The organism is Shewanella sp. H8 (assembly GCF_040285065.1).
Lineage (GTDB): Bacteria > Pseudomonadota > Gammaproteobacteria > Enterobacterales > Shewanellaceae > Shewanella > Shewanella polaris.
In genome coordinates this window covers 632,941-645,923 of record NZ_CP157213.1, presented here as the reverse complement: position 1 = coordinate 645,923, position 12,983 = coordinate 632,941, and the positions used below count along the sequence as shown (strand labels likewise).

Below are 12,983 nucleotides of genomic sequence, written 5' to 3'. Positions count from 1 at the left end.
CGATTATACCTTCAAAATGTGAGCTTGGACACTATAGTATAAAAAATGATGTTAATCGTTTGATTAATATCATTGAACCAGCTAAAGGCAACATGCTATGGCAGGTATTACACATAAGGGGGAAATACTTATAACCTAATGTTAAGTAATAACTATTACCAATCTACAATCCTGTATAAACGTCATTATTTTTATTCTGTAAAAAAAAGCAAAAAAAAAGACCAACGTTTGAATAGTTGGCCTTTAAGTGTTCATATTAATGACATTAATCTGGTCATAATAAACGATGTTACATCCAGCGATTTTTCTTACGGTGCTGCGGTCGAGGTAAATACACTAATACAATACCAATCAATGCACCAATACCACCAATTAAACCGCCTTGTTGCCACATTTGGTAACGCTTATTATCAGCCGCTTGTTGTACTTTTAACTCGGTTTGATCGCGTTCTTTAACCGCTTCAGATAATGCAGCTTGTAACTCAGCAACCTTATCATTAGCCAGTTTTAAAGATTCTTCTACATTGCCAGTATTATTGGTAATTTGATTCAATTGATCATTAGCCTGCTTCAGTTGCGCTTCCATCTCTGGCAGGCGTTCACGAAAGGTAGGCTGATCAGTCACTAAACTGGCTAAAACCCAGCCTTCACGACCTTTGTGATCAATAATTTGGGTGAAATCACCTTCAGTATTGTCCAAAAGCGTAATCGGTTGACCCGCTTCAACACTACCGATAATACGAAACTCTGTACCTGGTCCACCGTGAATATAGGTAAACACATCATCAGAAATAAAACGCGTTGGTGATTCTGCCGCAAACACGCTTGTTGATGCGAGTATAAATATAAAGATTGAAAGTACTCTTAACACTGTATTTATCCAAACTCAGAAAACTTATTGTCATGCTATTTATTAAATGCTCTGAATGCAAGAAAGAAGTCATATGACTTCCTTCTTAAATGCATTTAACGTTCACATTTTACGAAAACTTTATTATATCTTCATTAAATTAACTGAAAATGTTTTTGATAATGAAGAAGAATAAAATTGATAATGCTGCACCAGCAGGTAAGGTAACAACCCAAGACACAACTATATTCCGTACAACGCCAATATTAATTGCCGCAATACCACGGGCCATCCCCACACCCAACACAGCACCAACTAAGGTTTGTGTTGTCGAGATAGGCAAACCAGTACCAGAAGCAATAACCACAGTCGATGCGGCAGCTAATTCAGCAGCAAAACCACGGCTTGGGGTTAAATGAGTAATGTTTTTACCAATAGTTTGCATTACACGCTGACCAAAGATAGCCAGACCTAACACAATACCGACAGCACCAAGTGGTAAAATCCACCAGGCCAAAACAGCCTTCGCACCAATAATTCCGCCACTTTCAACCACAGAAACCACTGCAGCTAAAGGACCAATCGCGTTAGCAACGTCGTTTGAACCATGGGCAAATGCCATACAGCACGCAGTTACCACCATTAAAATAGCAAATACTTTTTCAACATTACCGTATTGGGTTTTTAGGTCAGATTTGTCGCTCATTTTTAATCGACTAATCGCTATTTTACCTAGTATACCGACTACAGCCGCCACTGCTGTAGCTAACAGATAACCTTCTAGAGCTGAAAAATGTATGCCAACATGCTTTAAGCCTTTGGTAATCGTCACTAGTGACATCACAAAGCCTGCTAATGCCATGTAAAAAGGCACATAACGTTTAGCGCTCGCTAACGGATCATCGGTATTAAAAATGAGCTTTTGAACACTTTGAAAAATGATAAAAGCAATAAAACCCGAAATAGCAGGTGTAACAACCCAAGAGCCAATAATACCGCCAACTTTCCCCCATTCAACAGCATCGGCACTAACTCCTACAGCGGCAAAACCAACAATAGCACCGATAATTGAATGGGTTGTTGAAACCGGCCAACCTAACGCAGACGCTACCACTAACCAAATACCAGCAGCAAGTAACGAACCAATCATGCCGTATACCAACAACTCTGGCGAATCAACAAAATAACTCGCGTCTATAATACCTTTTCGAATCGTACTCGTGACTTCACCACCGGCTAAAAAAGCACCGGAGAACTCAAAGATCATTGCAATAATAATCGCTTGTTTAATGGTAATGGCATTAGAACCCACAGAGGTCCCCATTGCATTGGCAACGTCGTTTGCACCAATTCCCCATGCCATCAAAAATCCAAATGCAGCCGCTATCATAATAAGTATAGGGCCGTTGGTGACTAATACATCAACCATGTTGTTTCCTTGAAAACTTTTGTGATTAGTTACGAGCTAGCATTAGCTCTAGGCGGGAACCGACACACTCAGCAAGATCTGCTAAACCTCCAACCCACTCGATAATTTTATACATGAACATGACATCTATCGGATTTAATTCAGATTCTAATGCGTACAATTGTCGACGCAATTGAATTTGTAAATCGTCAGAATCACCTTCGATAAGATCTAATTCAGTGATCATATTGGCAACTAGCTTAACTTCACGACCACGGAAACCTGTTTCGAGTAAATCATCAAGTTCGTTAATCGCTCGTTTAGCTAAAGACACTGCATCTAAACAACGCTTTAAATAAGCACCAAAGGCATCTTGCATAGGTTGAGGAAGTACTAATTGACGGCCGATAATTCGACCAGAGATGTCTTTTGCCTTATTGGCAATTTTGTCCTGTTGAGTTAATAACTCAAGCAAGTCAGTACGTTCAACGGGCATGAATAGCCCACCAGGAAGTGTCAGGCGAATTTCACGTTTAAGTGAATCCGCTTCATTTTCCAGCAAACTAATTTGTTTGCGTATTTTGATCGCTTCATCCCAGTCGCCTGAATTGGTTGCGTCAAAAAAAGGAACAAGAAGTACTGCGCACTCATGTACTTTGTCGATATGCTGTTCTAAAGGTTTAAGAGGTGATTTTGCAAACACACCTAAAATAGAGTTTACTGGCATTGCCGTTTACCTATTTAATTAATTCCAGTTTGGAAAAAGCGGGCGCATGTTAACCCAAGCGTCCACATAATGAAACTGTGTTTTTTAATTTCGCACGACAGTTTCTCTGTTATCGTTGCTCAGTATATATGATGCGAGCGACGCTATCCTAAGAGATTTTTATTACAGCAATGTGACATTGTGAAGATAATATGACGCATTAGTGAATATTTAATGACAAGGCAAACATAAAGTCAATGGACGCAGAAATAGAGTTAAAACTATTCATTCAATCACAACATCATGATTTATTGAAAAAAGTATTGAATAACTACCCTAATTCGACCCCGCAAGGTCAGAAGAAACTCACCAATGGATATTTCGATACCGATGATTTACAACTGCGCCGTTGGGATATGGGATTAAGAGTAAGAGGATTCGATAATCAGCTCGAACAGACTATAAAAACAGCAGGTAGGGTTGTTGGCGGGATCCATTCACGCCCAGAATATAATGTCAGTATTGATCATAAAACACCGAACTTGTCACTTTTCCCTAAAGAAATTTGGCCAATAGGCAATGATCTGGAAAGTGTATCGACATCGTTAGCGTGTATTTTTGAAACTAATTTTCAGCGTCAAACTTGGCATATTTTTATCAACGATAGTCTTATTGAAGTTGCATTAGATGTTGGTGAAATCATTGCTCAGGATAGAGTTGATCCTATATGCGAACTCGAATTTGAACTACTTGCTGGTGATACTTCTGCGTTGTTAATACTTGCTACAGAAGTGGTTAAGTCTGTACCGTTGCGCCTAGGTAAAGCCAGTAAAGCACAGCGTGGGTATCAACTGGCAGGTAAGTCACAACCCGTCCGCATCGAAAATATTGATTATATCGCACTGTCTAAAGATAATAATTTAGCGCAAACATTTAGCACGATATTAGAAACTGCTCTTGAGCGTTGGCAATTAATAGAAAATAACTTAACAACGGCAACGGATTTACAACAACAATCAATACTATGGGCAAAATTACGTCGTTGCGTGCGCTTACTTAGGCTGACGCTAGATCAATTTGGATTACTCAATCAACACATTAGCCCATTATTTGATAAGCTTGAGCACGCACTACAATTCGTTGGCCCACTGCAAAGTTGTAGTTTATTGTTACGAGACGATGGCAATCAGCTTGGCAACATCAATAATAAGTCTCTCGTTTGCCAACAACTACAAAACCACATCAACTCAATGTCTATATCAACTCAACTAGGCGAAATATGGCAACAGCCTGAGTATGGTCAATTACAATTAGCCTTAGTCAACTTACTATTACGCACAGAAAATGGCCAACTTCAATGGCATGATTATCCTGAATTGAGCCTATTTGCCAACCAGTTACAACAAGCCTCTTGGAAACGTATTGGTAATTCAATGCCCATAATATCTGAAATGAACAGCGTAGATTACCAATATGTTGCAGAAGCCTTGGATGAAAGTATTTTAGTGGGGTTTGCTTATGGAGAAATGTATCAAGCTAAAAAGCGTGAGACTTTTCGGGCACCTTGGCAAGATTTAGCATTAGGGATTAGCACTCTGTCTGCGTATAAAATATTAAGGATCCTTGGTGAGCAGCATCAACTTAATATTGAGGCTTGGTTAGACAACAAAGAAACCAGTCTATTATTTGCCATGGAACACTCACGTAAAAGTGCCTTAAAAGCCCCGATTTATTGGTAAATATAAACGCTAAAGCACTAGCAAATTAAACGCTGTTAAATCTACAAATGATTGATATAAAAACAGGAAGATAATGATTATCTTCCTGTTTTTTTTAATAACCCAATCTATAACGTTAACGCATAAACTGGCGGTTACGTCTTAACAAAACAACTATTATTTGACTAACGCCTGCTTCACACGTCGACCGTAATCAACATCCGCTTTAGTGAAGTGATCAACCATTTTTTGTTGAACATCTAGGGTCGTCTGACTTAGCGAACCCACAATTGTTTCTACTAAACGATTTTTCTCATCGTCACTAAAAATACGATAAAGATTACCCGCTTGAGTATAATCATCTTGGTTATAGCGACTATACCGTGCAGCTTCACCTTCTAAACGTAATGGCGGCTCGGCGAAATCACCGACTTCGGTTAATGGTGCCTGAGTATTTGGACCATAATTCACACTCGCATCACCACCAGTTTGGCTACCTTGGTAAGGACACTGTGTTCCTGCCATTGCCCCCGCACGTTGATGATGATTAGCTTTCGTGGCATGTGGGCAGTTTACTGGTAACTGATTATAATTAGTTCCAATACGATAACGCTGCGCATCAGCATAAGAAAACAAGCGAGCTTGCAACATTTTGTCTGGCGATGCCCCTACTCCTGGCACTAAGTTACTCGGGGCTAATGCGACTTGCTCCACTTCAGCAAAGTAATTTTGTGGTAATCGATTTAACTCAAGTACACCCACTTCAATCAACGGATAATCACTGTGCGGCCATACTTTGGTCAAATCAAACGGATTAATGGCGTAAGTATTGGCATCTGCTTCTGGCATAATTTGTACATTCACAGTCCAACGTGGGAAATTAGCATCAGTAATAGCGGCTACCATGTCACGTTGTGATGAGTCAGGATCGATCCCTTTAAGTATATCCGCTTGTTCACCAGTTAAATTCACTACGCCTTGCTGTGACTTAAAGTGGAACTTAACCCAAAAACGTTCGCCTTTGGCATTCCAGAACGAGAACGTATGCGAACCATAACCGTGCATTTGTCTATAGTTAGCCGGTATACCACGGTCAGACATCAAAATAGTCACCTGATGCATCGACTCAGGATTTAGCGACCAAAAGTCCCACATCGCTTGTGGATCTTTTACATTGGTTTGTGGGTGACGTTTTTGAGTATGAATAAAATCAGGAAACTTAATACCATCACGGATAAAGAATGTTGGCGTGTTATTACCGACAATATCATGGTTACCACGAGCAGTATAAAAACGTAATCCAAAACCACGTGGGTCACGCTCTGCATCAGCGGAGCCCATTTCGCCCCCTACCGTAGAGAAGCGTATAAACGTTTCTGTTTGTTTGCCTACGCCATTAAAATGATCTGCTATGGTAAATTCACTTAAATCTTTAGTTAGTGTAAATGTACCGTATACGCCAGTTCCTTTAGCATGAACCACGCGTTCAGGAATGCGTTCACGATTAAAGTGAGCCAGCTTTTCAATTAAATGCCAATCTTGTAAAAGCAGAGGACCACGTTCACCAGCCGAGATTGAATTTTGATCATCTGCTACTGGGGCGCCATTTTGGCTGGTTAAATAATTACCTTGATTCATTTGTTGCTCCTATGCGCGGTCTTCTAACCACTGCTCAATTAAGTCGTAAACTGTTGCCATGATGATTTTCCTCACTCAATTCATCACTCGATGGAGACATAATAGAAGCTCTGTTCAATTATTAAAAACGATTAAAATAGATAACCACAACCTAAAAAACAGATACTAAATCTTATCAGTAATTGGAAAAACAGATTACGAGTAGACGCAGACAATAAAAAAACCAAAATTTTCATTTTGGCTTTTTTAATAAACGGATTAATTACTCTGGTGGTGAGGGCGGATCGCGATATAACTTAACCAAATAATAAGCATCAATTAACACAATAAAAAAGTTAACCAGTGCCACTGGAATAGCATCAATAGCCAAACCATAAGCCACAAACAACCCAGCACCAAGTAAGTTCCACCAGCGTAGTTTCTTTATGTTGGACATCATCAGCGAAATTGCTACAACCACAGAGGCTAAATACCCTACCCATTCCCAGATGTTGATACTATCCATGGATTTTCCTTATATTGATATGCTACATCCAATGCAAGCGAGCAACGTCGTTAAGCAAAACCAATTAATAGGAGACATAACTTTTTACTTAACGTATCTATAGACATATTCGAACGGACTAAATAAATACTTCGCCTTACATAGTACAAAATCAACAAGGTAAAAACGTTGCTCTATCGTTGATTATAAGGCTTATTTATTTCTAGTATCCATTATAGTTTATCGCTCAACCACTGCTGCAGTCATACGTGAAATACAACATAACTCACCAGCACTATTACGGATCAAAATTTCCCAAACCGAACTGCGTTTTCCTAAGTGCACTGGTTTAGCCGTTGCCGTTAACTCACCATTTCGCGATGCTTTTAAATGATTGGCGTTGATTTCTTGGCCTACACAATAGTAACGGTTAAAGTCGACCACAAAGTTAGCGGCATAACTGGCTACGGTTTCCGCTAAAGCGACGTTTGCACCGCCGTGAACTATCCCTAGTGGATTATGTACAGCTGGGTTAGCAGGCATGGTAGCAACCATATAATCATCACCAATTTCGGTAATCTTAATCCCTAATGTTTGCATTAAGGTGCCCTTTCCGTGCATCCCAGCATCTAAGCGAGCACAATCTTCTAAAGTGACAGTGTTAAACCAAATACTCATTATTAATATCCATCTTTATTATAGTTAGTAATCTCAGTGTACTAATTAGCTTAAGCTTTTAAAAGCTATACCAATCCTATTAAATATGTGATCTTTCAGCGGGAGTTCAAAGTGCTGTAAGCAAGGCAGATGATTGAAGCGAATAGTGATTCTCGGTAACAAGCTACTGCGTTACTCACCCTCCAATATCTGACCTCCATAGAGGGTGGGAATGTCTTATTTTTATGGAAAAAAATAGACCGTGCAGACGTATTTTAAAAATATCTAACGAAGCATAAAGAGCTTTGAAACCAGCCAGAATGGAGTCTATCTCCTAATGTCGTTATTGGATAATACATCCAGCATACTAACTCACCAATTCACAATGACTTTGATAAGTTTGTGCCCATAGCAATAATTCTACACGATTACGAGACTCTGTTTTACGGAAAATAGAGGAAATATGGGCTTTCACAGTATGCTCACTAATACACAAACGTTGAGCAATTTCTTTATTGCGTGCGCCACTGGAAACAAGTTGAATAATAGTACGCTCTCGAGTTGTGAGTTTTTGGAGAATAGCGACAGTATCGGTGGGAATATCAATATTAGTGTCTAATTGTTGAACCAAACGTCTAAAAATTTTACTGATCAAAGGACGGTCATACCACAATTCGTCGGAAACCATTTTACGTAAACCCGTCAGCATTAAGTCCATGCGTTGATCACTGTACAATAAACCACGCACGCCTAAAAGCAGTGCTGATTCTTGATCAAGTGACCCACGCTCAACTTGATATAAGGCAACTGGGACATGTGCCACCAAACGCGATACCAGTAATGGAATACCCTTATTGTCTAGGGCTGCACCTTTTTGTGAGACAAAATAAAAATTATTGGATTTTTTGTCTAGTTCAAGATCTGCGGCATGTTTAACGATTCGGGTATTTAATCCAATAGATTCAGCCAAAATAGCTAAATGGCAAGGTGCAGCAACTTGGTGTACGAACACCAATTCATCAATATTTGAACTCATCACTCTTCTCCCTGAAAAGTACTTTCTTGCTCAACATACCTTGAGCACATCCTGAAGTTACCTACATATGGTACGCAAAAAAATACGTTGACTAGCTTTTAAGCATTGGCTAAGCAGATAATGTACTTTTTGTTATTATATTAGAGCGCTTTATTTGGATAATTATGATGCTCTTAATATCGTGAAGTAAATATCTACACATATGAACATGACGATAAATCACTTCTCAATAACAGTTTTTATTATAAAAACTATTTTATACTGCAAGCATAGTAAAAATTTGCTAGTTATCATGGCTATTTTATCAGTCTAAAGTATTAATAGTAAATTTGACTGACGCTGCATAGACTTTATCATTAGCTTAAGACTGATAAGCTCATACTATCTACTCGCTCAAACAATTATCTATAAAAACAACAATTCTATACAAACAACAAAATAGCCGAACTTGTGATAACACAAGTTCAACCATTAACATTAAACGGAACTTTGTTTAATCAGCATTTTGGCCGCTATTTGCTTATTATGTAATGATGAGAGCAATAAAACCCCGCAAATCCCACCAATCAATGCTAAAAACATATCAGATTGAGTATCCCAAACATACCCTTGTGTGCCCAAAAACGCCTCAGCATTTTCGCCAGTAGCAATGGCTACCCACCATTCAACTAATTCATAAAAAGCAGAGAATGCCAACACAAAACATACCGATAAAAACTGACACCAAGCACCAATTTGTATTACTTGCTTACGGATAAAAATTTCTCGAGCCAATATAACAGGTACAAAACCTTGGGCAAAATGCCCTAATTTATCGTAATTATTTCTATCACTGCCCATCACTTGTGCCAGCCAATCAAACAATGGCACTTCCGCATAGGTGTACCGAGCGCCCACAAATAGCACACAGCAATGCACTAAAATAAGTACATAGGCTAAGGTGGTCAGAGGAAAGCTTTTACGACTAAAAAACAATATTGGTAAGGCGATTAATGCGGGAATAGCTTCCAACCACCAAGTAAACATATCTTTTGGATTACTGACCGACCATATCAACACAAATAGATAAACTACGCACCATAACATCTTGTTATTCAATATAAATCCCTCATTTGTGATATTGTTCTAAATTTAGAATATTAACTTTAGCCATCTAGCCCTCCACAAGCGCTTAAAAAAGTGCTACTTTGATAATGCTTCGCAAGTCCGCATTTATATCATAACTATTGGCTAATGCATTAGTATTAGCATAAGTATCATTTAATGATAAGAGGGTACCCATATCATGGCGAAACACTCGCTTGACAAGGATAAGATCAAAATCCTGCTGTTGGAAGGCGTCCACCAAACTGCGGTTGATGTACTAGAACGAGCAGGTTATACCAACATTGAATATCATAAAGCCTCGCTAGGTGAAGATGCTTTACTTGCATCAATTAAAGATGCTCACTTTGTTGGATTACGCTCCCGCTCTCAAATTACTGCAGAAGTACTACATCATGCAGAAAAGCTGGTTGCCATCGGCTGTTTTTGTATCGGTACCAACCAAGTCGATTTAGCCACTGCCGAGAAATTGGGTATTCCGGTATTCAACGCGCCCTTTTCTAATACTCGAAGTGTTGCTGAATTGGTTATTGGCGAAATCATTATGCTTATGCGTGGCATTCCACAGCGTAATGCTATCTCGCATCGTGGCGGTTGGTTAAAAAGCGCAAATGGCAGTGTTGAAGTGCGTGGTAAAACATTAGGTGTGATCGGTTATGGTCATATTGGCACTCAGCTGGGTATTTTGGCTGAAACGTTAGGCATGAGAGTGATTTTCTTTGATATTGAAGACAAATTACCGTTAGGTAATGCTTCTCAAATTCATTCTATGGACGAGTTATTGTCTCAAGCAGATGTCGTCAGTCTGCATGTGCCGGAAACACCACAAACTAAAGATATGTTTGCTAAGGTTCAATTTGCCCAAATGCGTCAAGGCAGCTTTTTTATCAATGCCTCACGCGGTACCGTAGTCGATATTGAAGACTTAGCTCAAGCGCTAAAATCTGAACATCTTGCAGGTGCAGCGATTGATGTGTTCCCCGTTGAACCTAAATCCAATGATGATGAGTTTATTACACCATTACGTGGTTTAGACAATGTGTTGCTCACACCACATATTGGTGGCAGTACAGCTGAAGCCCAACAAAATATCGGGATTGAAGTTGCAGGCAAGCTGGTAAAATACTCTGACAATGGTTCTACTTTGTCAGCCGTTAATTTCCCAGAAGTGTCTTTAGCACAACATAGCGGTACCTCACGCTTATTGCACATTCACCAAAACCGTCCTGGTGTGTTGATCAAAATCAACCAAGCATTTTCAGAGAAACACATTAACATTGCCGCTCAATATCTACAGACCACTGCAGAGATTGGTTATGTGGTAATGGAAGTGGATTCTGATCAAGCTGAAGAAGCATTAGTTGAATTAAAATCCATTGAAGGCACCATCCGTGCGCGGGTATTGTTTTAAGTTGGCTGAGTAAGTAATTAATTCGAATTAATGATGTTATTTAAAAAGCTATCTTGTTCACAAGGTAGCTTTTTTCTTGGCTTTAAAGCCTTCTCCCCCTGTTGAGTATTCTATTAATCCGTTACACTCCAAACTATACCGTCTTATTCTCACGTTAGGGATAGTTATGACCATTTCAGTAAACCAACCAGATTGGGATTTCATCGCCACGTCTCCTGCATTAATGTTATCTAGTTTGACTCATATGGGATTAATTGAAATCACCGGCGAGCAAGGCCGCAGCTTTATTCATGGCCAAGTCACCACAGACATGACTTCATTAACTGCTGACCAATGGAAATGGGGCGCGCATTGTGATCCTAAAGGTAAAATGCTGGCCAGTTTCCGTACATTTGCAATGGGCGATAGCCTATTTATGTTGCTGCCGAAAAGCACCTTAAGTCTAGATTTACCTCAGTTACAAAAATACGCCGTATTTAGTAAAGCTGAGCTAGCGGATGTCAGCAATGACTATCAAATAATCGGGATTGCCGGAACAGAAGCCCAAGCCTTTGTTACTGAGCATTTTGGTGATGTATCACAAGCACTCAATCTTGTAGAACAAGGTGTGATTATTCGTGATAACGAGCGCTTTATTGCCATTATTCACAATGCGGCAGCAGAAACCATCATCAGCCAGTCTGGACAAACGTTGTTTGATGCAAGTGCATGGCAAGCATTAGAAATTAAAGCCGGTTATCCAAACATCGATGCCGCTCATTCTGGTCAGTACGTACCACAAATGTGTAATCTGCAAGCCATTAATGGCATTAGCTTTACCAAGGGCTGTTACATGGGCCAAGAAACGATTGCTCGGATGAAATACCGCGGTGGCAATAAGCGTGCGTTATATATTTTGTCTGGCACCAGCAGCAAAAATATCAGCACTGACACACAATTAGAAATTGCCCTTGAAGACGGTTTCCGCCGTGGTGGTAATATTATTGAGTGCGTCCAATATGGCGATAAGGTATTACTGACGGCTGTACTGCCTAATGATACTGAAAATAGCGTTCAACTGCGTGTTGCCGAAGATGAAAGTTCACAGTTATCAATTATTGAATTACCTTATTCACTTATTGATGAGTAATTAATTCATTGTTTTACTTAAATTAAGCGAGCCATTGGTTCGCTTTTTTTATTTTTGAACAAAAACCACTTATATCGCGTATATTATTGATAACATTACTCAGTTAAGTCAGTTTATTAAAAGATGGAGCGACTATGACAAGCATCGTCACCTTAGAGAACATCAGTAAAGGGTTTCGTGATGGTGAGTCATTTCATCCAGTACTACAACAAGTAAACCTTACCCTGCAGCAAGGTCAAACGATTGCACTCACAGGCCCTAGTGGCAGCGGGAAAAGTACTTTACTTAATATCATTGGTGGCTTTGAAACCATCGACAGTGGCGACATGTTGATCCGCCAAGGTGATAGCATGCGCTCGGTATCGCAATGGCAAGATAAACAGTGGAGCCAATATCGACGTCAGTCACTTGGGGTGGTATTTCAACAATTTAACTTACTTACACCATTAAATGTCCGTGACAACATTCAATTTTCACTCGCGTTAAATCAATTAACTTGGAGCACTTGGTGTGATGAATTATGCCACCAGCTCGGATTAACTGCATTACTCGACCGTAACGTTGAAAATCTCTCTGGTGGGCAACAACAAAGAGTGGCGATTGCCAGGGCATTAGCCCATAAACCGCAGTTAATTTTGGCAGATGAACCCACAGGTAATCTCGACCAACACGCAGGCATGCAGGTGATGCAATTACTCACAGACATAGCCCAGCAAGCTAATTGTTGTATCTTAATGGTCACCCATAGCGAGCAATGCGCAGCGTTTATGCAACACCGTTGGCATGTTGAAAATCAACAGATTGTCGTTAACCCTATCGACAAAAAGCTGCAGGGTTAGAGC

Annotated in this window: 12 protein-coding genes; 4 read left to right on the top strand and 8 right to left on the bottom strand. The window is 39.8% G+C overall.

The genetic code is table 11. The annotated features are described in order from the left end of the window. Window positions 1-289: 289 nt before the first annotated feature. The 3 genes from ABIS04_RS02765 to ABIS04_RS02755 all read right to left on the bottom strand — a co-directional run bounded on the left by ABIS04_RS02765 (window position 290) and on the right by ABIS04_RS02755 (window position 2,985). Window positions 290-871: a TIGR04211 family SH3 domain-containing protein gene (locus ABIS04_RS02765; RefSeq protein ID WP_350432519.1), complete on the bottom strand. Its 582-nt coding sequence runs from the start codon at window positions 869-871 to the stop codon at window positions 290-292. Window positions 872-1,010: 139 nt separating this feature from the next. Then, window positions 1,011-2,279: an inorganic phosphate transporter gene (locus ABIS04_RS02760; protein WP_137223103.1), complete on the bottom strand. Its 1,269-nt coding sequence runs from the start codon at window positions 2,277-2,279 to the stop codon at window positions 1,011-1,013. A 25-nt stretch (window positions 2,280-2,304) separates the two neighbouring features. Beyond that, window positions 2,305-2,985, bottom strand: coding sequence for a TIGR00153 family protein (locus ABIS04_RS02755; RefSeq protein WP_137223105.1), 681 nt, complete (start codon window positions 2,983-2,985; stop codon window positions 2,305-2,307). A gap of 236 nt (window positions 2,986-3,221) precedes the next feature. On the opposite strand from ABIS04_RS02755, the gene ABIS04_RS02750 reads away from it, so the two are divergent. Further along, window positions 3,222-4,703: a CYTH domain-containing protein gene (locus ABIS04_RS02750; protein ID WP_350432518.1), complete on the top strand. Its 1,482-nt coding sequence runs from the start codon at window positions 3,222-3,224 to the stop codon at window positions 4,701-4,703. 156 nt (window positions 4,704-4,859) lie between these two features. Here ABIS04_RS02750 and katB read toward each other — a convergent pair whose 3' ends face one another. The 5 genes from katB to ABIS04_RS02725 form a co-directional block, all read right to left on the bottom strand. Further along, the gene (gene katB / locus ABIS04_RS02745) at window positions 4,860-6,320 is read right to left on the bottom strand and encodes a catalase KatB (RefSeq protein ID WP_350432517.1); all 1,461 of its coding nucleotides are present in this window, start codon (window positions 6,318-6,320) and stop codon (window positions 4,860-4,862) included. Window positions 6,321-6,582: 262 nt separating this feature from the next. Next, entirely contained in the window at window positions 6,583-6,825 is a 243-nt protein-coding gene (locus ABIS04_RS02740; RefSeq protein WP_137223111.1) for a YgjV family protein, read from the bottom strand. 219 nt (window positions 6,826-7,044) lie between these two features. Then, the gene (locus ABIS04_RS02735; protein WP_137223113.1) at window positions 7,045-7,482 is read right to left on the bottom strand and encodes a PaaI family thioesterase; all 438 of its coding nucleotides are present in this window, start codon (window positions 7,480-7,482) and stop codon (window positions 7,045-7,047) included. Window positions 7,483-7,828: 346 nt separating this feature from the next. After that, on the bottom strand, window positions 7,829-8,497 hold the full coding sequence (locus tag ABIS04_RS02730; protein ID WP_350432516.1) for a response regulator transcription factor: 669 nt from the start codon (window positions 8,495-8,497) through the stop codon (window positions 7,829-7,831). Between the two features lie 477 nt (window positions 8,498-8,974). Then, complete coding sequence (locus ABIS04_RS02725; RefSeq protein WP_140233258.1) at window positions 8,975-9,595, bottom strand: DUF2238 domain-containing protein; 621 nt, start codon at window positions 9,593-9,595, stop codon at window positions 8,975-8,977. Window positions 9,596-9,782: 187 nt separating this feature from the next. Here ABIS04_RS02725 and serA point away from each other — a divergent pair, with 187 nt between their 5' ends. The 3 genes from serA (at window position 9,783) to ABIS04_RS02710 (ending at window position 12,980) form a co-directional block, all read left to right on the top strand. After that, window positions 9,783-11,012, top strand: a complete 1,230-nt coding sequence (gene serA, locus ABIS04_RS02720) for a phosphoglycerate dehydrogenase (protein ID WP_350432515.1) — start codon at window positions 9,783-9,785, stop codon at window positions 11,010-11,012. A gap of 166 nt (window positions 11,013-11,178) precedes the next feature. Continuing rightward, the gene (gene ygfZ, locus ABIS04_RS02715; protein ID WP_350432514.1) at window positions 11,179-12,141 is read left to right on the top strand and encodes a tRNA-modifying protein YgfZ; all 963 of its coding nucleotides are present in this window, start codon (window positions 11,179-11,181) and stop codon (window positions 12,139-12,141) included. A 134-nt stretch (window positions 12,142-12,275) separates the two neighbouring features. Beyond that, entirely contained in the window at window positions 12,276-12,980 is a 705-nt protein-coding gene (locus ABIS04_RS02710; RefSeq protein ID WP_350432513.1) for an ABC transporter ATP-binding protein, read from the top strand. The last annotated feature ends 3 nt before the right edge of the window (window positions 12,981-12,983 follow it).